The sequence below is a fragment of the Xenorhabdus kozodoii genome (assembly GCF_002632875.1).
Lineage (GTDB): Bacteria > Pseudomonadota > Gammaproteobacteria > Enterobacterales > Enterobacteriaceae > Xenorhabdus > Xenorhabdus kozodoii.
Map to the genome: position 1 here is coordinate 84,983 of NZ_NJCX01000010.1, position 23,715 is coordinate 108,697.

General features: G+C 46.7%; 19 protein-coding genes. 2 read left to right on the forward strand and 17 right to left on the reverse strand.

The features are described 5' to 3' along the window. Positions 1-21: 21 nt before the first annotated feature. From pbpC to trmJ, 13 genes are all read right to left on the reverse strand, one after another. Positions 22-2,343, reverse strand: a complete 2,322-nt coding sequence (pbpC, locus tag Xkoz_RS08675) for a peptidoglycan glycosyltransferase PbpC (RefSeq protein ID WP_099141777.1) — start codon at positions 2,341-2,343, stop codon at positions 22-24. Positions 2,344-2,400: 57 nt separating this feature from the next. Further along, positions 2,401-7,449 carry an alpha-2-macroglobulin gene (locus Xkoz_RS08680; protein WP_099141778.1) on the reverse strand — a complete coding sequence of 1,683 codons (5,049 nt, stop codon included), beginning with the start codon at positions 7,447-7,449 and terminating at the stop codon, positions 2,401-2,403. A 322-nt stretch (positions 7,450-7,771) separates the two neighbouring features. Then, a complete protein-coding gene (locus Xkoz_RS08685) occupies positions 7,772-8,200 on the reverse strand; it encodes an enhanced serine sensitivity protein SseB C-terminal domain-containing protein (RefSeq protein WP_099141779.1) in 429 nt (142 codons plus the stop codon). 114 nt (positions 8,201-8,314) lie between these two features. Further along, positions 8,315-9,610: an aminopeptidase PepB gene (pepB, locus tag Xkoz_RS08690; protein ID WP_099141780.1), complete on the reverse strand. Its 1,296-nt coding sequence runs from the start codon at positions 9,608-9,610 to the stop codon at positions 8,315-8,317. Positions 9,611-9,766: 156 nt separating this feature from the next. After that, positions 9,767-9,961 carry a Fe-S cluster assembly protein IscX gene (iscX, locus tag Xkoz_RS08695; RefSeq protein ID WP_099141781.1) on the reverse strand — a complete coding sequence of 65 codons (195 nt, stop codon included), beginning with the start codon at positions 9,959-9,961 and terminating at the stop codon, positions 9,767-9,769. Positions 9,962-9,975: 14 nt separating this feature from the next. After that, the gene (fdx, locus tag Xkoz_RS08700; RefSeq protein WP_099141782.1) at positions 9,976-10,311 is read right to left on the reverse strand and encodes an ISC system 2Fe-2S type ferredoxin; all 336 of its coding nucleotides are present in this window, start codon (positions 10,309-10,311) and stop codon (positions 9,976-9,978) included. A 2-nt stretch (positions 10,312-10,313) separates the two neighbouring features. Beyond that, positions 10,314-12,161, reverse strand: a complete 1,848-nt coding sequence (gene hscA, locus Xkoz_RS08705) for a Fe-S protein assembly chaperone HscA (RefSeq protein WP_099141783.1) — start codon at positions 12,159-12,161, stop codon at positions 10,314-10,316. A gap of 95 nt (positions 12,162-12,256) precedes the next feature. After that, positions 12,257-12,778 carry a co-chaperone HscB gene (gene hscB, locus Xkoz_RS08710; protein ID WP_099141784.1) on the reverse strand — a complete coding sequence of 174 codons (522 nt, stop codon included), beginning with the start codon at positions 12,776-12,778 and terminating at the stop codon, positions 12,257-12,259. Between the two features lie 42 nt (positions 12,779-12,820). Next, entirely contained in the window at positions 12,821-13,144 is a 324-nt protein-coding gene (iscA, locus tag Xkoz_RS08715) for an iron-sulfur cluster assembly protein IscA (protein WP_099141785.1), read from the reverse strand. A gap of 80 nt (positions 13,145-13,224) precedes the next feature. Continuing rightward, positions 13,225-13,611 carry a Fe-S cluster assembly scaffold IscU gene (iscU, locus tag Xkoz_RS08720; RefSeq protein ID WP_099141786.1) on the reverse strand — a complete coding sequence of 129 codons (387 nt, stop codon included), beginning with the start codon at positions 13,609-13,611 and terminating at the stop codon, positions 13,225-13,227. 24 nt (positions 13,612-13,635) lie between these two features. After that, the gene (locus tag Xkoz_RS08725; RefSeq protein ID WP_099141787.1) at positions 13,636-14,850 is read right to left on the reverse strand and encodes an IscS subfamily cysteine desulfurase; all 1,215 of its coding nucleotides are present in this window, start codon (positions 14,848-14,850) and stop codon (positions 13,636-13,638) included. A gap of 73 nt (positions 14,851-14,923) precedes the next feature. Continuing rightward, positions 14,924-15,418, reverse strand: coding sequence for a Fe-S cluster assembly transcriptional regulator IscR (gene iscR, locus Xkoz_RS08730; RefSeq protein ID WP_099141788.1), 495 nt, complete (start codon positions 15,416-15,418; stop codon positions 14,924-14,926). A 243-nt stretch (positions 15,419-15,661) separates the two neighbouring features. Further along, complete coding sequence (trmJ, locus tag Xkoz_RS08735; protein ID WP_099141789.1) at positions 15,662-16,396, reverse strand: tRNA (cytosine(32)/uridine(32)-2'-O)-methyltransferase TrmJ; 735 nt, start codon at positions 16,394-16,396, stop codon at positions 15,662-15,664. Positions 16,397-16,521: 125 nt separating this feature from the next. Between trmJ and suhB the strand changes: the two genes are divergently transcribed. Next, complete coding sequence (gene suhB, locus Xkoz_RS08740) at positions 16,522-17,325, forward strand: inositol-1-monophosphatase (RefSeq protein WP_099141790.1); 804 nt, start codon at positions 16,522-16,524, stop codon at positions 17,323-17,325. Positions 17,326-17,430: 105 nt separating this feature from the next. Here the strand turns inward: suhB and Xkoz_RS08745 are convergent, their stop codons facing one another. Beyond that, positions 17,431-18,672: a 3-phenylpropionate MFS transporter gene (locus tag Xkoz_RS08745; RefSeq protein ID WP_099141791.1), complete on the reverse strand. Its 1,242-nt coding sequence runs from the start codon at positions 18,670-18,672 to the stop codon at positions 17,431-17,433. A gap of 86 nt (positions 18,673-18,758) precedes the next feature. Next, entirely contained in the window at positions 18,759-20,012 is a 1,254-nt protein-coding gene (gene glyA, locus Xkoz_RS08750) for a serine hydroxymethyltransferase (protein ID WP_099141792.1), read from the reverse strand. A 335-nt stretch (positions 20,013-20,347) separates the two neighbouring features. On the opposite strand from glyA, the gene hmpA reads away from it, so the two are divergent. Next, entirely contained in the window at positions 20,348-21,562 is a 1,215-nt protein-coding gene (hmpA, locus tag Xkoz_RS08755; RefSeq protein ID WP_279627399.1) for an NO-inducible flavohemoprotein, read from the forward strand. 136 nt (positions 21,563-21,698) lie between these two features. Here the strand turns inward: hmpA and glnB are convergent, their stop codons facing one another. Together glnB and Xkoz_RS08765 are read right to left on the reverse strand one after the other, a co-directional pair. Continuing rightward, the gene (glnB, locus tag Xkoz_RS08760) at positions 21,699-22,037 is read right to left on the reverse strand and encodes a nitrogen regulatory protein P-II (protein WP_045971762.1); all 339 of its coding nucleotides are present in this window, start codon (positions 22,035-22,037) and stop codon (positions 21,699-21,701) included. A gap of 15 nt (positions 22,038-22,052) precedes the next feature. Further along, positions 22,053-23,675, reverse strand: coding sequence for an NAD+ synthase (locus Xkoz_RS08765; RefSeq protein ID WP_099141828.1), 1,623 nt, complete (start codon positions 23,673-23,675; stop codon positions 22,053-22,055). Between the last annotated feature and the right edge of the window lie 40 nt (positions 23,676-23,715).

Genomic DNA, 23,715 nt, shown 5'->3' on the forward strand with positions numbered 1-23,715 from the left:
AAAACAAAATAAAACAGTAAATCACTTCACCACAAAGTTAATTGAGCTGACTTGTCCAGCCAAGTCTAAAACACTAAGCTGGTATTTTCCTGATTGTGATAACGTCCTGTTCCAGGATTGGTTATTTTCTGTTACAGCCACTTGTTCGCCATTCAAAAACCACCACTGCTTACCGCTGCCGCCTTGGGTTGTGAGCCGCAAATCCAGGTTCATTTTCCCCGGAATGCGCTTCAATACGTCGCCTTCCCGAACGCCAATAATCAATAATGGGGCTTCATCCATTTTCATCGGCGGGCATTGTGGATTAATGGGAGGAAGTCGATTAGCCCGACGCTCCTTGGCCGGTAACCATGCTTCCAATGCGATCGGCCATAAGCTGATTGTTTCAGGATGGGCGGTAGGGCAATCAGGAGCAACACGCAACCCATTTTTATCTAACCAAATTCGCTCATTAATCCCAGAAATACCCTCCTGTTCAACCGCAGAGAGTGTCGGGGGGATCGTATTATCCAAAATCCAGCTTAGGTGATGCTGCCGACAATTGTCGCTGCGCTGAGGCAGGATAGTCCCGCTCGGCCAGCAAATAGTTGCCTGAGTGACACTAGCAGGCCGGGGATCAACAGGGGTGCGACGCAAGTTCTCCATCAACAAGCCATTGACTTGATTCATAATGGGTATCGCCGTGGCATACCCAACCTGACCCATAACAGGCGTGCCGTCTGGCCTGCCAACCCAAACACCTATGGTATAGCGCGCATTCAGGCCAATTGCCCATGCATCCCTGTAGCCATAACTTGTGCCTGTTTTCCATGCCAACGGAACACTGGCAGGCAAAATATCATCAGGTTGAGGCCGCCCTTCTCCGGCCATAATCCTTCTGACAATCCAGGCTGCCCCAGCAGAGAACAGTTGCCTGTCCCGTATTTTTTGTTGCGGAGTAAAGCGCAGCGGAGAGACTTTTCCCTGACGGGCGAAGGCACTGTAAGCCGCAACCAATTGATCCATTCGAGCCGCAGTCCCTCCCAAAATCAGGGATAAATTGGGTTCACTGCCTAACGGGAAACGCAGTCTCATCCCCACATTGCGTAAATTAGCCGTGAATCGTTTGGAACCATAAGCTTCGAGCAGTTGCACTGCGGGTAAATTCAGCGATCTGACTAGTGCTTCACTGGCACTCACCGGCCCGTTGAACCCACTGTCAAAATTTCCTGGTCGATAATCATTAAAACGGCGGGGAACATCTTGTAATAAAGATCCCGCATGGATTAACCCATCATCTAACGCCATTGCATATAAAAACGGTTTTAGTGTCGAACCAGGTGAACGCCACGCACTGACCATATCCACATGCCCGAAACGGCTATCATCCTGAAAATCCACTGAACCAATATAGGCTTTGACTGACATATCGGTATGATCCACGACTAATACGCCAATGGATGTTTTATCCGCTAACTGATATTTCCAATTCAGCACCATGTCTTCTAATTGACGTTGCAAAGCGGTATCAATCGTGGTTTGGATCACTTCCTGCTGATTTTCGTTCGCCATTCGCCTTGCCAATAGTGGTGCAAGCTGGGGAACCTGACGTGGAGCCAGCCATATGTTTTCTTCCTTGATATCAGCAACTTTTTCCTCTGACCAAACATGATATTGCGCCAATCGCTGCAATACCTTGTCACGTGCTGCTTGCGCGCGTTCTGGGTAGCGATCAGGCCGTAATCGGCTGGGTGCTTGTGGCAATACGGCCAATAATGCCGCCTCTCCGGCTGAAAGTTCTGACGGTGACTTCCCCAAATAGGCCCAGCTTGCTGCCCCAATTCCCTGTAATGTTCCACCAAATGGCGCACGATTCAGGTACATTTCCAAAATCTCATCTTTTGAATAGTGCCATTCCAGTTGCAGAGTGCGCCAAATTTGTTTGAGTTTTCCGGCAAGGGTGCGGGGATGTGGATCAATCAGTCGGGCAACCTGCATGGAAATAGTACTTCCCCCTGACACAATTTTTCCTGCGCGAAGATCTTGCCATGCCGCCCGCAAAAGAGAGATCGGGTTAATCCCCGGATGTTGATAAAACCAGCGATCTTCATAAGTCAGTAATGCCTGAAGGTAGTCAGGAGAAACGTGATCTAATGTGACGGGATAACGCCAAATCCCTTCACTGTCAGCAAAGCGCCATAATGGTGAGCCATCAGCCCCGATCACTACCCGTGCCATTTTGACGTTATGTATTGGCAATGGCCAGATTTTATCTGCCAGCCACAGTGCGGCGGGAAAGGCGAATAAAACAGCCACCATCATCGTCACAATAAATTGATGATTGCGGAAAGACAGTTTTCTCATTCAAGCCATACCGAAATAAGGCAGCCCCTACCTTCTGAAAATAGGGGCTGTTGATGATTAGCGGACAACTTCCAGTTTTGGGTTGGTTTCACCCACTGCCCGCCAGTTAGGGACATACATGGATTCAACCTGCGGTGCCGGTATTTGATAAATCCCTGGTGCAACGGCGCGAGCCAAATACAGCAATGTCACTGGCTTGTAGGATGGCACAGCCACAGCGGCAACGAAGCGATCATCGCGGTATTCGATATGACGGATATCCGCATTCTGCATTTCTTCAACAGAATCTGTCAAACCCGTCGCGCTCTCACTCAGGCTGGCACTGCTGGCGGCCAGATTTTGGTTTTCTATCTCCAATCCGGCTGGCAGTAAATCAACGACCAACGCATCGGGCACTGATTGGGTTGCGCTAATCTCCAGCTTCACGACAACCATTTCACCACTTTTCATACGCTCTATGGCGGCAGGATGGCCGGCTAAGTCAAGATAAGTGCGCTTAATTTGCAGGACATTTGAGTAAGGGACAGGGGTATTCAGTGGATATCCGACGATATTCAAGCGCGAATACAACGTACTGTCTCCACGGTTACGGATATCCACGCCTTTCGAAAGCTGGCTTTCCGTTACGGCTTCGGTTAGGGCACTGTCACGGTTAAGTGGCGGCATCTGTTGATTAATGACCGCTTGCCACGGTTGTTCAGTCATGCCAATAAAGTAACGTCCGGCCAGATACAGCGAATTACTTTCTTGTGTTGAGAAATAACGGCGACTTGATAATTCATTGGATAAACTAAGCAACTTGGCATCACGCTCTTTTTGCAACATATTGTGCTCTGTCAACAGAGCGACAATCAATGCGTTATCACGGATAACGCTGCCATAGTCCCCTAATCCATAACCCGCTTTGCGGGGCTTATTCACACCCAGGTGAACGGCTTCATTACCGCGGGTATTATCTCCCATCATTTTCAGTGCGATACCCAATTGAACCAAAGACAAGCCATTTTCTGCCTGTTCCCGACGTCCATAGAGCTGCCTCAATCCACTCAGCGGCGCTTTTTGTTGGCTGGCCAAAACCAAGCCGGCGTAAGCCTGCACAGAAAATTGTGTCGCCAAATGTGAAGAAACGCTGTAGCGATCATTGATGAGGGTTCTATCCTGTAGGTAACGCAGTAACCGGTTATCAGCGGCTTTCAGCGCATCAACAGGAACGCTGTAACCCTGCTGGGTTGCGCGGAATAGGAAATCCGTCGCATAGGCGGTCAGCCAAAACTCTTCATAGCCATTGCGATCCCACAACGAAAAGCTACCATCATGGCGTTGCATACTGAGCAGATGGGTAATTCCCGCTTCAATGGCTTGTCTGCGGTTCTCATCACTTTGGGTATGAATACCCAGCTTTTTCAATTCGGCTTCATTGGAATAGAGCGATGGATAGAGCCCACTCACCGTTTGCTCCAAACAGCCGTAAGGGTAGGCATACAATTCACGAATATAACGCGCGATTTGCAATGGCGGCCTGCTGGTCAGCAATAACTGCCCTTCTACCGTTTTGGGTGCCAGACCCGAAATGGCTGTCGGCGGTAATTGCCAATTTTGCCCTTGATGGATGACGTCAGAAAATTGAATGGTTCGGGCTGGATGTGCAGGACGCACGCCTATTTTCCAACTATTTTTATATTGCGCCAGTTTTTCGTCGGGCAGGTTCAAGCCATCAATAGTTAGGAAGATTTCCCCTTGCCCAAATCCATAGTCAGCTTTGACCGGAATTTGAACGGTGGTACGTTTCCCTTTTTCCAAGGTGAGTTTTTTGCTTATCACACCTTGTAATTTAATCAGCCCCTGGGCGGCGAAATGCAAGGTCAAGACTTGGGGTTGCTCCGTTAAGTTGGTGAGATCCAACGACAACTGGGATTCATCGCCACCTGCCATAAAACGGGGTAGTGACATTTGGGTAATGACCGGAGCCGCCACAATAATCTTACGCTCACCGTGACCAAATTCTTCATGACTCCATGCCTGAGCCATTAATCTAAGCTCGCCATTGAAATCAGGGATCGGTAAGGTAACTTCGCCTTCACCATTGGCGTTCAAGGTAACAGGTTTAGCTTGCTCTGCGATAATTTTGACTTCCGTCAGTGGCTTTTTGCCGCCCCGCTCCAGGTCACTATCACTACCATCTCCCCCAAAACGCAGATTTGCCTGTCGTCCTCCAGCTTCAATCAGATGGCCATAAACATCATATTGATCAACGCTATACCGTTTACGACCAAAGAAACTTTCATAAGGATCTGGGGTTTTAAAGTGAGTAATGCTTAATACGCCTGTATCCACCGCTGAAAGCAGGACATTAACCTGTTGCGGAAGGGGTTGCCCTGGTTGGGGGGTGACTTTGATTTTAACTTTTAGCGCCTGATTTGGCCGCATCTTATCAGGCGCGTTTAAGGTCAAGTTTAGCTTACGCCCTTCATCCACCAATGGCAGGTGTAATACCCCGATTGCCCTCTTCGGCGTTGCCTGACGGGATTTATCTCCTGGACGAATAACAACGGCCGTGAGATACAGATCATGGCGCGCCCACGCCTGATTAATCGGGACTTCAACATCCAGGCCCTTTTCTGGAACCGCTATTTCTTGCCACCACAACGGGCCATCACTGGATTCCACCAGTAAATAACCTTGACCTTCTTGTGGTGCAACCAAACGTACTTGCATTTTTTCGCCTGGCTTATAGGCGGGTTTATCCAGCGACAATTTAACCTGATCCGGGCGTACTGCCCCTGTGCCGCCGGTATTATCCTGCCACGAATAACCCGCCCAGAAATTCAGGCTAGTCACGAGTTGATTTTGGGGATTGACCACTTCAATACGGTAACTTCCCCAATCCACAGGGAAACTGATTTTCGCTGTACCATTTTCAGCAATCTGGATATGTTGTTCGGCCATAACCAGATCTTTCTGGTTATAATCCGAATCCCAACCACTACTGTCTGACCAGCGCCAGTAGTAATCACGTCGTTCATACACCAAACGCGCGGTTAAGTCTGGTGCCGCATATTTTTTACCACTGGCGTCGGCATAAACGATTTCAAATTCTGCCAGTGAGTTTTCATCCACGTTATAGCGATTTTCATCACGATTAGTGCGGTAATCATAAATGGCTGCTTTATCGAAAAGCGGGCGTATACCCACTAACTTATCAGCCGGCCAGATAGCCTGTTCAGCACGGCGGGTTACCGGACGTCCGCCAGATTCCAGCAAGCTGGCCTGTAGAATAACTGTCGCCGGTGATGCAATGGCTTTCCAGTTATCACTGCTGACTGAAAGGTTAGTTTTCCCCTCACTGTTTAAGGTCAGGTCAAATTCATCCAATGTCCGCCGCAAATCCGTCTCTTTTATCGAGCCAAATTCGTATCCAGATAATTTTGCTACCGCATTGCGGGCAGGACGCAGGAACAGTTGTCCTTGCAAGCGATTATCCGCGGCAGGTGCGCCATACAAGTAACGACCCGTAATGGCGAATTCAACATCTTTATTGGTTGATACTGGCTGGCCGGAAGCGTTTCCTTTGATTTCCAATGCCATTCGTTCAGGCATAAAATCTTCAACATTAAATTTGTAATATCGTGGCGTGTTATCCCCTAAATCAAACCGGAGTGACCACATCCCTGTTTCAGCCTCACGAGGAATTGGGTAACGATATTGATATAGCCCGTTTTCCGCTTGCCAAACAAAACTGTGGACAACCTGATTATCCGCTTTTAATACATCCACCTTAACTGGCTGTGATTTTAACGGGTGACCATCTGCATCACGCAGTAACCCATTAACGATCAATGTTTCCCCTGGCCGGTAAAGATCCCTTGGACCAAATACAAAAAACTGCTTGCTATATCCTTGTGGCCCACCAATATCAAATTCAGAGAGGTCTAATGCCGGGGAGGTCAAATCAATCATGCTGGTATGTTCACCCTGAATAGCCAGCAATAATTTGGCCTTGTTACTTTTTTCCAGAGAGGCATGCCCATCGCTGTCTGTCGTCGCCTTTGCCACAAGTTGCCCTTTGGCGTCCAACATACGGATCTCAACACCTTTCAGGCTAGTACCTTGCGCCAAAGATTGGGTAAATATATCAACCCTGTTCAAATAACTGTGTACCGAAACACCAATATCGCTCAATGTGAACAGGGCAATCGGGTTACTATAGGTATATTTTCCTGCCTGCTGCATAACAGCCAAATAAACGCCATCTCTTTGCAGTTCTTTGATATGGCTTAAGGGCAGTGATATTTTTTCGCGGGTATTGGCGGTAGGGTTGAGGTCAAAACGGCCGGTGTAGACTAACTCCGTGCCTTGCAATAATTCCTTTGAATCCCAATTGCTCATGTTACTGCTGTATTGCCAGTTGGCGATGAATTCAGGCAATGCTGCTTCTTTAATTCGGAAAAAGTTGACATCCACCCGGTCAACATTAAGAGCCAGAACAGGCAACCCTTCCGCTGCCTTGCCCGGTAACAAGAATCCCTTGCTGGCGAAACCCACTGTCGGTGTAATCGGTGCGGTATTAAATTTTTTCTCATAAGCCTTCGCCAATTGACGCTCATTGATGCCTTTTATACCTGCGTCAACTGTCAACTGTAATTCGCGAGAAGGGGGCAGATGGCGTAACCTGAGTTCCATCTGATTATTGGAAAGCTCCCATGCACCATCCAGTTTTCCCGATTTCATATCAACAAGATGTATCTTTTGCGCAAAATCCTGATTAGGTTCCAGAGGAACGGAAAATGTCACGACCATTGCGCTGGCACCATCCAATTGCAGCTCAGAAGCATCTAAGATAGTGACATTTTTACCCGCATAGCGTTGGGCTGATATTTTGGAGCTTACATCTTTATTTGTTGATGTAGTTGTTGATACTTCTTCCGATTGCGTTTTTTTATTCTGGGTATTGCTAGTTTGCGATGATGAAGAATGGGGCTTGTCTTTCTCCGGGCTTTCGGATTGATCGCACCCGGAGAGTGAAAAGAGCGAAAATAATATGGCAAACAACACTACCAGATATTGCTTTCTCCGTACCACCCATTGCTGCAATTGTCGTTGATACATAACCGTAATCCTTATAAGTTTACCGGATATTACTTTTTGGATATTTATGATGGTACTTCTGATCGCGCATCATCAAAGCGCAGAAAAAAGTAACTCACTTCCTGACAAAGAGAAATATGCCTGACTATTTATGCCCCATGTTTTTGCTGATTTTCGATGCTCTTCGCAATATGAGTTTAGCAAGTGTTATTAAATGACATGAAAGCCGGGCATAAGAAAGTCACAGAGCAGAATTGATGAGTTATGTTTTAAAATAGCGCCTATGCCGTAGAAGCTCATTTAATGATGAAGAAAATATCGTTATAGAAAATAAATCAATGCGTTATTGATTAACAATCGGGATAGAATCACGCAGCCAACCCCCTAATTTTCGCTGATAAAAAGGTTGAGTATGTTGGATCAAGTAATGACTAATGCCACTTTCTTGTTCATCAAGCAGGCAAAAATCGACAGATTCATCTTCATCAAGATATTCGCAAGCCAGCTCACCGGCTTCCTGGATCAACAAATTAATCTCATTTTCTGTCAGTGCCACACTGAATTCCAGGCCAATTAATAAATTGGGATTTTCATCCAGATGTTGATCATGGGCCATCACTAAAAAAGCCCGCCGAATCGATTTATGCTGTTTGAATAAATTAATCAGGGATTCAATAAGCTGAACCGGCTGTTCCTCTGGCTGACTTAGCGTAATACGGCTGCCACCAGGAACGTCTATTTCAGTCGCGATAGCCCCATTTAATGCGTTCATGAAAATCTCCGACAATACTGTTTTAAATGAATGCTGTTTGAAGTTGAAGTTAACATCTTGGAAAAGTTCAACAATGGCTCCCTTAAGGGAGCCATTAAACAGGGTATTTCCCTGCTATTTTGCTTTTGCCAGCAATAAATTAGCAATGGTGCGTACGCCGTATCCCGTTGCCCCCGCAGCCCATTGTTCAACCGATGATTTACGGTAAGTTGCTGAACAGTCGATATGTACCCAACCTTTTTTGTAATTTTTGACAAAGTGCGATAAGAACGCGGCCGCGGTACTTGCCCCTGCTGAGTGTGCAGGTGACGCGATGTTGTTCAGATCAGCAAAATGAGAGGGCAGTTGGCTACGATGGAATTCAGCCAGCGGCAAGCGCCAGAACAATTCATGTTCATGATCAGCCGCAACCATTAAGTCAGATACCAATTGGTCATCGAAACTCAATACTGAGTGGTAATCATTTCCTACTGCTGTTTTGGCTGCACCAGTCAAGGTGGCTGCATCAATAATTAACTGTGCTTTCGTTGCACTGGCATCGATCAACCCATCAGCCAGCACCAGACGCCCTTCTGCATCGGTGTTCATCACTTCAACCGTTTTGCCATTGCGGTAGCGAATGATATCTCCCAATTTGAAGGCATTACCACTCACCATATTATCTGCAATGCTCAGGAACAGTTTTACACGATGTTTTAAGCCACGGCTGATTGCCAGAGCCAGTGCTCCCGCTAATGTTGCCGAGCCGCCCATATCCGATTTCATGGATTCCATGAAATTAGAAGGTTTGAGACTGTATCCACCGGAATCGAAGGTAATCCCTTTACCAACCAGGCAGGCAAAGACAGGCGCTGTTTCATCTTTTGTTGGGTTAAAATCGAATGCCAGAAAGACCGGAGCACGCGAAGAGCCACGGCCGACAGTATAGACCCCCGCATATCCCTGTTCACGCAACTCATCCCCTTTGATGATACGATAACTCATGGCATCACCCGCTACACCACTGAGTAAATCAATCGCTTTCTGGGCAAGCCGCTCTGGCCCCAAGTCTTCTGCCGGAAGGTTGATGGTATCACGCACCCAATCAATGAATTTGATCCTGCTTTCCAGCTCTTGTTTTTCCGCCGCAGGGAGTTGTGGCCATTCGATTGTGCGCAATCCCTTAGGGGAACGAAAGCCCAGCCAAAATGACCAACTTTTTTCCAGATCCCAATCATCACCCACTAAGGCAACATTGCGAATTCCTTGTCCATCAATTCTACGTCCAGCGCGTTGAATGGCGCCCAGCTTGTCATTACCTTCCAGGTGGATAGTGATCCCCTGCTCATTTGGACTAATTAGTGCTTTTTCACCCCAGCAAGCGTTAGCTGGCTCATAAGACAGTGTTATTGGCATGATTTGCTTTGTCATTTTTTCTCACTTCTTATCTTATTTATTTACTGTTTCACAGTAAGGGATTATAAAAAAACTGGCAATTGCCAGTTTTCCACTAAATACAGACTATGCCAAGCTATTGAGCAAGAATCGGTGAGCTTAGGCTATTTTTTACCCTGGACAAATTGACGACTATTCATACTCATCCAGCCACACCAACAAGATAGCTTCCAATGTTTTTTCGTTAGATTTCTGTGGATCATCATCAAAGCCATCCAGCTCACAAACCCATTGATGCATGTCGGTGAAACGCACTGTCTTAGGATCTAAATCAGGAAACTTATCATACAGTGCTTCGCCAATATCACGACTGTCAGACCATTTCATTTTTTATTCTCCTGTCAGTGTTCACGCGCATGGTTAACGGTGTATTTCGGAAGCTCGACGACCAAATCCTCATCGGTCACTTTGGCCTGGCAGCTCAATCGGCTTTCAGGCTCCAACCCCCATGCCTTATCTAGCATGTCATCTTCCAGTTCAGAGCTTTCTTCCAGTGAGTCAAAGCCTTCCCTGACGATACAGTGGCAAGTGGTACATGCACAGGATTTCTCACAAGCATGCTCAATTTCAATGCCATTACGTAATGCAACATCCAGTATTGATTCGCCTTCCTGAGCGTCCAATACAGCTCCTTCAGGGCAAAGTTCGTTATGAGGTAAAAATACAATTTTAGGCATAATTAAATCTCATCCACAGAATGACCCGCCAAAGCCCGGCGGATTGAAGTGTCCATACGGCGTGCCGCAAATTCCTGCGTTTGCTTGTCCAATTGTTTAATTGCACTTTCAATCGCATCAGGGGAGGTTCCCTGAACACTTTCAATTAATACTTGTGCGGCAGCATCAATAGCAACCTGCTCTTCTTGGCTCAGTAAATCTGCATCTTTTTCCAATGCACTGGTTAAATTTTCCAGTATTCGAGCTGCTTCGACTTGCTGTTCAGCTAATCTGCGTGCCTGAATATCTTCCTGTGCATTCGTCATGGATTCCTTGAGCATGCGGGCAATTTCGCCATCCGACAAACCATAGGAAGGTTTGACCTGAATGGAAGACTCAACACCTGTCGATTTTTCCAGCGCACTGACGCTCAGCAGGCCATCCGCATCGACCTGGAAGGTCACACGAATGTGGGCGCCCCCCGCCGGTAATGGCGGAATACCGCGCAGCGTGAAACGCGCCAGTGAACGGCAATCATTGACCAATTCTCTCTCGCCTTGCACTACATGAATGCTCATCGCGCTTTGGCCATCTTTGAAGGTGGTGAACTCTTGCGCTTTTGCAACAGGGATAGTGGTATTACGTGGAATGACTTTTTCAACCAGCCCTCCCATTGTCTCCAGGCCAAGTGACAGCGGGATGATATCAAGTAGCAGCATTTCACTGTCTGGTTTGTTACCCACCAGAATATCGGCCTGAATGGCAGCGCCAACCGCGACCACTTTGTCTGGATCGATAGAAGTTAAGGGTTCACGGCCAAAGAATTCTCTCACCATACTGCGTACCAGCGGCACTCGTGTTGAACCGCCAACCATGACGACCTGCAATACTTCATCAAAGGTCACGCCGGCGTCTTTTAGCGCCCGGCGACAGGAGAGTAATGTGCGTTTGACCAAGGCGGTAATCAATGCGTTAAATTCGGTACGGGTAATACTACCCTGCCAACCAGCAATACTGATTTCCGCCCTATCTGCCTCACTCAAGGCAATTTTGGTTTGGATGGCAATATCCAGCAATTGACGCTGCAATTGATGGCTGTTATCACTGATCCCGGCCTGTTCACGTATCCAATTTGCCAGCAGCAGATCAAAATCGTCCCCACCAAGGGCCGTATCTCCCCCCGTTGCCAGCACTTCAAATACGCCGCGGCTCAGGCGGAGAATGGAGACATCAAATGTCCCGCCACCCAGGTCGTAAACCGCGATCACCCCTTCCTGACCGGAATCGAGGCCATAGGCAATAGCCGCCGCGGTGGGTTCATTCAGGAGGCGGAGAACATGCAATCCCGCTAAGCGAGCCGCATCTTTAGTCCCCTGACGCTGGGCATCATCGAAATAAGCCGGAACCGTGATCACCACACCATCAAGTTTACCATCCAAGGTTTCTTCTGCCCGTTGCGCCAACGATTTCAATATCTCAGAAGAAACCTGAATAGGATCGACCAGCCCCGCCACGGTATTGATCAATGGCAAACCATTTTCACTGGCTTGAAGCTGGTATGGCAGGTTGGGATAACGTTGTTGAACGTCAGTCAGGGAGCGTCCCAGCATTCGTTTAACTGAACTGATGGTATTGGCAGGATCAGATGCCGCCTGCTGACGCGCCTGCCAGCCAACTTGAATATCTTCTTTGCGATACTGTACAACAGAAGGAAGCAAGTGACGGTTATCGCTGTCTGCCAATGTTTCCGCCTGACTGCTACGGACGGTCGCAACCAGGGAGTGAGTTGTACCAAGATCAATCCCCGCAGCCAGCCGACGCTGGTGCGGTGCGGCAGATAAACCAGGTTCGCTGATTTGTAATAAAGCCATGTGTGCCCCTATAAATCTCTATCAGCCGAAATTGATTCAACTGAAATTATTCAGCCTGAACTTATTCTAAACTGTGTGATTCGGCTAAAAGTCAGTTAAAAATCATCCAACAACCGCTCTTCCAGTTGTTCAACCTGCTGTTGCAATTTATCCAGAAAGCGTAATTTACGGACGGTATCGGCTGCAATTGACCACTCGGCAGCATTGAGTCGCTGTTCCATCTGCTCACTGCGTGTTTTAATCATTTTATGCAAGCGAGACGAAAAATCACTCAATGCTGTTTCCGGATCTCCGCTATGTTCAATCGATTCAAGCTCTTCACGCAATGCCAACTGCTGCATTAAAAAAGCGGTATCCTGCATCGTGTGCTGTTCGTTGGATAGATCGAATCCGTGCTGAGACAGTATATATTCTGCGCGTTTCAGGGGATGTTTTAGCGTCTGATAGCCATCATTGATGGTAGCAGCTTGTTGGAGTGCCAGCGTTTTTTCACGTTCTGGCTGGTTGGCAAAACGATCAGGATGAAACTGGCGTTGTAATTCCTGATAACGGGTCACCAACTGTTCGCGATCAATCGCATAACGTGCAGGCAGCCCAAATAAAGTAAAGTAGTCCATAAGTTACTCTTGGTTTCGCAAAATACGGTTCAATACAGGGGATTAAACGTGGAAACTTTCTCCACAACCGCATTCGCTGGAAACATTGGGGTTGTTGAATTTAAAGCCTTCATTCAAGCCTTCTTTCACAAAATCCAACTCAGTACCATCAAGGTAAAGGATGCTTTTACCGTCAACGATGACTTTTACGCCCTTATCTTCAAAAACCTGATCTTCTTCATTGACTGCATCAGCAAATTCGAGCACATATGCCATACCAGAGCAGCCGGATGTTCTCACCCCCAGGCGCAACCCGACACCTTTTCCCCGATTGGTAAGAAAGGCTGAAATACGTTGGGCTGCACTTTCTGTCACGGAAATTGACATACAACACCTCACTTTAAAACTAGTAAAGGTGGATATTGAAGCAATATCCACCAGAATTATTTTCTTTTTACGATAAAGCGTTATTTGGCCTGGCGCTTGCTTTTGTAATCAGCTATAGCCGCTTTGATCGCGTCTTCTGCCAGAATAGAACAGTGAATTTTCACGGGTGGCAGTTCTAACTCTTCTGCAATCTGAGTGTTTTTGATTTCCTCAGCCTGATCTAGCGACTTACCTTTCATCCATTCTGTAACTAAAGAACTGGATGCAATTGCAGAGCCGCAGCCATAGGTTTTGAAACGTGCGTCTTCAATGATGCCTTCATCGTTGACCTTGATTTGCAGTCGCATGACGTCACCACAAGCAGGTGCCCCTACCATGCCACTGCCCACGGTTGGATCTTCGCTATCGAATGAACCAACATTACGTGGGTTTTCATAGTGATCAATTACTTTTTCGCTGTAAGCCATATCGTTACTCCTGAAACCGTCTGATTAATGATGAGACCATTCGATGGTGCTAATATCCACGCCTTGCTTGAACATTTCCCACAAGGGAGAAAGATCACGCAGATGACCAATCGCGTTGTGAATCAGCTTAATTGCATAGTCTATTTCTTCTGCTGTGGTAAAACGTCCCAACGAGAAACGAATAGAACTGTGCGCCAGTTCATCATTCATGCCCAGTGCGCGCAGGACATAAGAAGGCTCCAGGCTCGCGGAAGTACATGCCGAGCCAGAAGATACCGCCAGATCTTTCAATGACATCATCAATGATTCACCTTCAACATAGTTGAAGCTGACATTCAAAATGTGTGGCGCCCCCTGCTCCAAATCACCGTTCAGGTAAACTTCTTCGATGTCTTTAATGCCATTCCACAAACGCAGACGCAAACCGCGCAGACGCTCTGCCTCTGATTCCAGCTCTGCTTTCGCGATACGGTACGCTTCACCCATACCAACAATCTGGTGAACAGGCAATGTACCGGAACGCATACCGCGTTCATGACCGCCACCATGCTGCTGAGCTTCAATACGTACGCGAGGCTTACGGCGAACATAGAGTGCACCAATCCCCATCGGGCCATAAAGTTTGTGGGCAGAAAAGGACATCAGGTCAACTTTTAGCTGACTGAGATCGACAGGTAATTTGCCAACGCTTTGGGTTGCATCAACATGGAAAATAATGCCACGACTACGGCACAATTCACCAATGGTCATAATATCCTGAACAATACCGATTTCATTGTTGACGTGCATGATAGAAACCAGAATGGTGTCTTCACGCAGGGTCGCTTCCAGCTCTTTCAGATCAATCAGGCCGTTGCTCATCGGCGCCAGATAAGTGACCTCAAAACCTTCACGCTCCAACTGACGGCAGGTATCTAAAACCGCTTTGTGTTCAGTTTTGCTGGTAATAATGTGCTTGCCTTTCTTTTGATAAAATTTTGCAGCACCCTTGATTGCCAGGTTATCTGATTCTGTTGCGCCTGAAGTGAAGACGATTTCGCGTGGATCTGCGCCAACTAAATCAGCAATCTGATTACGTGCAATATCAACCGCCTCTTCAGCCTGCCAACCAAAACGGTGAGAACGAGAGGCTGGGTTACCGAAGACGCCATCGATAGTTAAGTAGTTCATCATTTTTTCAGCAACACGTGGATCAACCGGTGTTGTTGCTGAATAATCCAAATAAATGGGTAATTTCATTGCTCACATGCTCCGTAAGACACTTTCAATACTTTCATTGCCAACAAGTATTTAACAAGTATTTGACTCAAGGCTACGCACGCAGATTAACGTTTATCGTCTCTTGATGTCTGCCGTTAGAGGTTCGACGCTTATCGCCGTCTTGGCGATCAGCTACATCCAATACTTCTTGGTTATTGACTAATTCTTCTAAACTGATGCTACTCAGGAAGCCGGTGATGCGATCACTGAGGTCACGCCATAAGGTATGCGTCAAACACCGATCACCGCCTTGACAGCCTTCTCGTCCCTGACAACGAGTGGCATCAACGGATTCATCAACAGCAGAAATCACTTCGGCAACGAAAATTTTACCGGCATCTCTGCCCAATAAATAGCCGCCACCTGGACCACGGACGCTCGAAACCAGACCATTTTTACGCAGGCGGGAAAACAACTGCTCAAGATAGGAAAGGGAAATACCCTGACGTTCAGAAATGTCGGCTAACGGCACCGGCCCTTCTTGTGAATGCAACGCCACATCTAACATGGCTGTTACCGCATAACGTCCTTTTGATGTCAGTCTCATAACAAAAACTCCGTGGTGAAATATGGGTGAAATTGTGGCATTCCTGAGTATTTTAGTCAACTATTTAACCGAGTAATTTACTCAACTATTATTTGGCTGTCTTGCCGCTTTTTTCACCCGCTTGTCTCCTGAGTTCCGCCTGCTTTCCGTTACTGTCCAGTCACGATATTGTCCAGTCACGATATTGTATTTCCCAGCGACTTCGTCCTCTTACTTCCCGCTATATTTTTTAACAGCATCAGTTTATTTTTTAGCCCACTTCTCCATGGACGTCAGTATACCACGCAGGATATTCAGTTCTTGGGTTTCTGGCCGTGCACGGGTGTAAAGACGCCTGAGTTTGTTCATGATTTGGCCTGGGTGCGATTTGCGAATAAACCCGGCTTCTTTTAATACCTGTTCAAGATGCTGGTAAAAACGCTCCATATCCTCGACAAGTGGATATTCAGCTTCGTGCCCTACAGACGCCACTTTTTCTGGCTGTTCTTGAGCGGCAAGGTGTGCCATGCGAATTTCATAGCTGACCAACTGAACCGCCATCGCCAAATTCAGTGAACCATACTCAGGGTTAGTTGGGATATAAAGGTGATAATGACACTTTTGCAACTCTTCGTTGGTCAAACCGACGCGTTCACGGCCAAAAACAAGCGCAACCGGAGAGTGGCTGGCGGCGTTGACACAACGCTCACCACATTCACGGGGTTCAACCATTGGCCAAGAGAGGGTTCGTGAGCGGGCACTGGTTCCAATGACCAATTCACACCCCGCCAATGCTTCATCCAACGAATTTACAATGGTTGCATTGCCGATAACATCACTGGCACCGGCTGAAAGTGCGATAGAGTGAGAATCAGGTTGGACAAGCGGATTCACCAGATACAGATTGGTTAATCCCATTGTTTTCATGGCCCTGGCGGTTGAACCCATGTTCCCTGTATGGGAGGTTTCTACCAGAATAATGCGGATATTCTCTAACATGGCGGCTTTTAATCTCAGTATAAGAGCCGGATATCTTAACACAGCATTAGTCATTTTGACGAACTACTGCTATACTGCGCGCCGATTTGTTTCCCGTTCTTTAAAATTCTGGTGGAAGATACCCCATGCATCCGATGCTAACCATCGCTATACGCGCTGCACGTAAGGCCGGCAATTACATTGCCAAAAGCTATGAAACTCCTGATGCTGTTGAAGCAAGCCAAAAAGGCCAAAACGACTTCGTTACGAATATTGATCGTGAAGCGGAAAAGCTGATCATTGACATCATCCGTAAATCTTATCCTAAACATACGATTATCACCGAAGAAAGCGGTGAGCACTTAGGCGAAGAGAACGATTTCCAATGGGTTATCGATCCACTGGATGGCACAACTAACTTTATTAAACGTCTTCCCCACTTTGCTGTTTCCATTGCTGTGCGCATTAAAGGCCGCACAGAAGTGTCCGTGGTTTACGATCCAATGCGTAATGAGCTGTTCAGCGCAACCCGTGGTCAAGGCGCTCAATTGAACGGTTACCGTCTGCGTGGTACTAATGCCCGTGACCTGGATGGCACGCTCCTTGCGACAGGTTTCCCATTCAAAGCTAAGCAGCACGCTACCCCTTACATCAATGTACTGAGTAAATTATTTGAACGCTGTGCCGATTTTCGTCGCACGGGTTCAGCCGCACTGGATCTGGCTTATGTCGCTGCCGGACGTGTCGATGGTTTCTTCGAAATTGGCCTGAAGCCCTGGGATTTTCTGGGCGGTGAATTGTTGGTACGTGAGTCAGGTTGCATCGTCACTGATTTCGTCGGTGGCCATAACTATATCCATTCCGGCAATATCGTTGCGGGTAGCCCACGTATCGTTAAAGACATCCTGTCTGAAATGCGTGAAGAATTGACAGAAGCATTAAAACGTTAATTCGTTAATTCGTTAATTCGTTAATATTGAATAATATAATTTGAGCAATGTTGTTTTTAGGGCACCTATTTATTGGGTGCCCTTTTTTCTTATCTTCGATTTTGATTAGTGCGAACGGGCATGGGCTTCAACTTTTGGTCTCAGGAACAGGGCAGGCAACGCAACCAGCGCCATCATCCAAAAGATACCACTGCCTATATGCTCATACATGAAACCCGCAATCATACTCATGACAGCAATACCGCCTCCCATTGCTACCGCCGAATAAGTCGCCTGCAAGCGGATAATTTCATTTTCTTTTCGGGCACCAATAAAACGCATCGCCGCCAAATGGCAAACGGTAAAAGTCCCACAATGCAGAATTTGGATAACAATCAACATGGGTAATGCGGTCGATGCTCCCATAAGCCCCCAACGGACGACACCACAAATCCCTGACAATAAAAGTAAATTACGGGCACTCCAACGACGGAACAGTTTCTTACTAAAGGTAAAGATCACAACCTCAGCCACCACCCCCAACGACCAGAGATAACCAATGGTTGATGAGGAATAACCCGCCTGCCCCCAGTAAATGGAGCCAAAACTGTAATACCCCGCATGGGCAGCCTGTAATAAAGTCACACAGACTAAAAACTGCCACACTGATTTTTCGGATAACAGTTCTTTAAAGGAAACCGCATTGGTATTGGCAGTCTTAATCTTGCCTACCGGCATGATGGAGGGTTTCAACATCATTCCCAATAGCATGGCTGTGACACTGAATATTAAAAAAGCAAGAATGATACGGTGTGTACCAAATAAGTGGTAACCCAGCCAATGATTTAAACTATCAAACCCTATATTCCAGCCAAAATTCAGGCTGCTGATGGAGAAACTCATCCCATTGGCAGACATCAATATGCCCGTCAACGAAGAACTGATAATAAAGGCAATCGATCCCCAGACTCTGACCTTGCCATAATCAAATGTAAATTGTTTTTGCCATGTACCGGCTAAGGCATCTGATAACGGGACTAAGGGGGAGAAGAATAAGTTGAAGCTAACCATAATGAAGAAAAGCCATACCCAATGGCTATCGACGGCAAAACCAATAGCAAACATCAGTGCCAACACAGAGAGCAAGCGCAATGCCTTAATTAATTTAGCCGGATCTTTGACTGTAGGGGAGATAACCAAGCTACCGACAAAGCGGGCTACCATGCCAACGCCTAGCAATATTCCTATCATTGAGGCCTCAATGCCTTCACCTTTTAACCAGACAGACCAAAAAGGCAAGAATATGCCATAAGAAAAAAAATAGGTGAAATAGCCCAATCCCAACCAAAATGTCGATGGAACAACCATCCAAATGCCCCCGTTTTTGATACAAAAAACCCGCTCAAAACTGACGTTATGAGTCGGGCTTATGACTAAACGATATTGAGTTTAAATTATGCGTAAACCGGATATTTTGCGCAGATATTCAATACCTTTTGCTTCACACTTTCAATGGTCGCTTCATCATTGATGTTATCCAGCACATCACACATCCAGCCTGCCAGTTCGCGGGACTCGGCTTCCTTGAAGCCACGACGGGTAGTGGCCGGTGTCCCGACACGAATACCTGAAGTGACAAATGGGCTGCGCGGATCGTTAGGTACGCTGTTTTTGTTAACTGTAATATTGGCACGTCCCAATGCCGCATCAGCATCTTTACCCGTAATATCTTTATCCACCAGATCCAACAAGAACAGATGGTTTTCGGTTTCCCCAGAAACCACTTTGTAACCGCGTTGCTGGAATACCTCTACCATCGCTTTCGCGTTCTGGGCGACTTGATGTTGGTAGGCTTTGAATTCAGGCTCCATCGCTTCTTTTAATGCAACCGCCTTACCGGCAATCACGTGCATCAAAGGGCCGCCCTGGGAACCCGGAAAAACGGAGGAATTCAGTTTCTTGTAAAACGCTTCATCGCCACCCTTGGCTAAGATCAAACCACCACGTGGGCCAGCCAGGGTTTTGTGCGTTGTAGTGGTCACAACATGGGCATGAGGAACGGGATTTGGATAAACCCCTGCGGCAACCAGCCCCGCTACGTGAGCCATGTCAACAAACAGATAAGCACCGATTTCGTCCGCGATTTCACGCATCTTCGCCCAATCGACCACCCCGGAATACGCAGAGAAGCCACCGATGATCATTTTAGGATGATGTTTTTGCGCTTGATTACGAATATCGTCGTAATCGATTTTACCCGATTCATCAATACCATAAGGCACGATGTTATAAAGTTTACCAGAGAAGTTAACCGGAGAACCGTGCGTCAAATGACCACCATGAGCCAGATTCATCCCTAAAACGGTATCACCCGGTTTTAACAGTGTCATATACACCGCCGCATTTGCCTGAGAACCAGAGTGTGGCTGGACGTTAGCATAATCGGCACCAAACAGCGCTTTTGCACGGTCAATCGCAAGCTGTTCAACTACATCGACATACTCACAGCCACCGTAGTAACGTTTACCTGGATAACCTTCGGCATATTTGTTAGTAAGCTGGGAGCCTTGTGCCTGCATAACTCTTGGACTGGTGTAGTTTTCAGAAGCAATCAATTCAATGTGTTCTTCTTGGCGACAAACTTCCTGTTCCATCGCTTGCCACAGTTCGGGATCGTAATTCGCAATATTCATTTCACGCTTTAACATTTGGTTCTCCTGACTCAGCTACATCTCTTAAAAAATACCCCTGAGGGCCAGAATGTCACACAGTGTAAACCCTTTTTATCGAATGAGATAGTCTTGACAAAACAAATTACGCAAACGTTTGCATCATGCATAGTTCCCCCATAGGCAGCTAAATAATCTGTCGTTGCGATCATGTTTGCGGATTTATTACTGATATTTGTGACCACGATCCAGATCAGTATTGATAAAAACCCTAATTTTTTGATTTAAAGAAAGATAATTCTCTTTTCTTGGTCTGGCATATTCCCATCCCTATAAGTTGCATTTAAAATGCAATTTATAAATTTCAGCATCGTGTGAAGAAAATTCAGGAGATCCCCATGCTAGATAGTCAAGTTATCGCAACCATAAAATCGACCATCCCATTAATTGTTTCTACCGGCCCTAAACTCACAGCGCATTTTTATGAACGTATGTTCAATCATCATCCTGAATTAAAAGATATTTTTAATATGAGTCACCAGATCAATGGCGATCAGCGTGAAGCGCTGTTCAATGCACTTTGTGCCTATGCTGCCAATATCGATAATCTGTCGGCGCTACTGCCTGCTGTAGAAAAAATTGCCCATAAACATGCCAGCCTTAACATTCAACCTGAACACTATCAAATTGTCGGTACGCACCTTCTGGCAACCCTTGATGAAATGTTCCACCCTAGTGATGAAGTGCTCAACGCGTGGGGAAAAGCCTATAACGTATTGGCTGATGTCTTTATCCATCGAGAAGAGGAAATTTATCAAAGCGCTGAATCCCTGACAGGCGGTTGGCGTGATCTGCGCCCGTTTCGTGTCAGCCGCAAACAACCCCAAAGTGACGTCATCACGAGCTTTGAATTTGTACCTGTCGATGGTGGCGAGGTGATGGACTATAAACCGGGGCAATATTTGGCGATCTATGTCGAAGATCCGACACTTGAAAACCGGGAAATACGCCAATATTCGCTGACTGCCGCTCCCAACGGAATCGGTTACCAGATTGCCATTAAACGTGAACCTCATGGCAAGGTTTCAAACCACATGCTTGATAAGGTACAGGAAGGGGATATCGTGATGCTGGCCGCCCCGCGCGGTGATTTTTTCCTTGATGTACAACCTGATACGCCGGTGACACTGATTTCTGCCGGTGTTGGTTTGACACCGATGATGAGTATGCTGCAACACCTGCATCACCAGCACCATGCGGGTACAGTAAATTGGTTCCACGCCGCAGAGCATGGCGGCCATCACGCCTTCGCCAATAAGGTGAATGAAATTGCCCAATCCATGCCAAACTTGCAGTCACAAGTTTGGTATCGTGAACCCAGGGACATCGATCAGCAAGGCACGCATTACCAGCATACCGGACTGATGGATTTATCTTTCGTGAGAGATGCAATAACGGCGGAAGGGATGCAATTCTATTTCTGTGGGCCTGTCGCTTTCATGCAACATATTGCCAAACAGTTGCTGGCAATGGGCATTGATGAACACTGTCTCCATTACGAATGTTTTGGCCCACATAAAGTCATTTAAGGCTGCTTATTTGATAAACAAGGATAAGTGATAACGGATTGAAAATCGGCCATCCCACATTTTATCTCCCATTAGGGTGTGGGCTAACTGATAATATTTCCGTTATCACTTTTTGTCGGTGATTTTAGTGCGTTGATTAAATCGCTTCTTCGTCCTGTTCACCCGTACGGATACGCACAACACGGGCAACATCGAAAACAAAAATTTTGCCATCGCCAATCTTGCCGGTTTGTGCAACCTGCATAATGGTTTCGACACAGGTATCAACAATATCATCCGGTACAACAATTTCTATTTTTACCTTTGGCAGAAAATCCACCATATATTCCGCACCGCGATACAGTTCAGTATGTCCTTTCTGACGACCAAACCCTTTTACTTCTGTTACGGTCATACCCGTGATACCCACTTCAGCCAGCGCTTCACGCACGTCATCCAGCTTGAAAGGTTTGATAATTGCATCAATCTTTTTCATGAAGTTTTCCTGTTATTACCAGTTGTTACGCCCAAAACCAGACGTAATCGGGTAACGCCGATCTTTACCAAAATCACGCTGCGTTATGCGTGGGCCAATGGGTGCCTGACGACGTTTATATTCATTGATGTCAACCAGTCGGATCACCTTACGGACAATGGCTTCATCAAAACCTTCAGATACCAGATCAGCCACTGATTTATCTTTTTCCACATACCCTTCGAGAATAGCATCCAGCATGTCATAGGGAGGAAGGCTGTCCTGATCCAGTTGATTGGGTGCCAACTCCGCTGACGGCGGACGATCAATCACACGCTGAGGAATAGCCGAGGATACGGTATTACGATATTTAGATAAGGCAAATACCATCGTCTTAGGGACATCTTTCAACGCATTAAACCCCCCCGCCATATCACCATACAGGGTTGAATACCCTACTGCCGATTCACTTTTGTTGCTGGTGGTCAAGACTAAACGACGACGTTTGTTCGACATTGCCATCAAAATCACTGCGCGGCAACGTGCCTGCAAATTCTCTTCTGTCGTGTCTTTTTCTGTTCCCGCGAACATCGGTTCAAGTTGTGTCATAAACGCATCAAACATGGGTTCGATGGAGACAACGTCAAATTCAACGCCCAACAGTTCCGCTTGTTCCCTGGCATCATGGATACTCATTTCTGAGGTATAGCGAAATGGCATCATAACCGCCTGTACCTGATCTTTCCCCAAGGCATCCACGGCAATCGCTAATGTCAATCCTGAGTCAATTCCGCCAGACAAGCCAAGCAAAGCGCCTTTAAAGCCGTTTTTCTGTACATAATCACGCACAGAAAGTACCAGGGCTTTATAGACTTGCGCCAGAGGTGGCAATTGAGGGGTTGGGTTTGCCATGGGTTCAATGTTCATCTCATTGAAACGGCATTGCTCAACCTGCTCCTCAAATGCGGCCATGCGATGGGTTATTTCGCCATTGGCATCAAAAACCTTAGAACAGCCATCAAAGATGAGCTGGTCTTGCCCACCTATCTGATTAAGATAGATAATTGGCAATTGGGTACGCTGGCAATGGGACTTAATTAATGTGCCGCGGATATTCGGTTTTTCACGATTATAAGGCGAAGCATTAATCGACAAGATGATTTCCGCACCCGCCTGTTTCAGTGCATCAACCGGGGCATCAAACCACAAATCTTCACAAATCAATAAACCGAGGTTATAACCTTTAAAGGGGATAACACAGCTTTGATCACCGGCTTTGAAATAACGCTCTTCATCAAAAACACCATAGTTTGGCAATAACTGTTTGAAATAACGCGCGATAGTTTCCCCTTTCCAAAACAGGGAAAGCGCATTGTAGAGTTTGCCATCCTGTTGCCACGGGTGCCCTACCAAAATTCCCACCTGAGCGCTTGCCGCTTGTAAACGCACCAACTGTTCACGGCAACGCTGATTAAGATCAGCACGGAACAACAAATCTTCAGGGAAATAGCCAGACAATGCTAGCTCAGAAAACATAACCAGATCAGCACCTTTTGCTTGCTGTTCCTGGACTGTCTGCAACATACGTTCGCTGTTGCCTTCAATGTCTCCTACCAGCCAATTTAACTGGGCAAGAGCGATATTAAGAGTACGACTCATAGAATGCGGCTCTCCTGGGCCATAAATCATCTACTTGCCT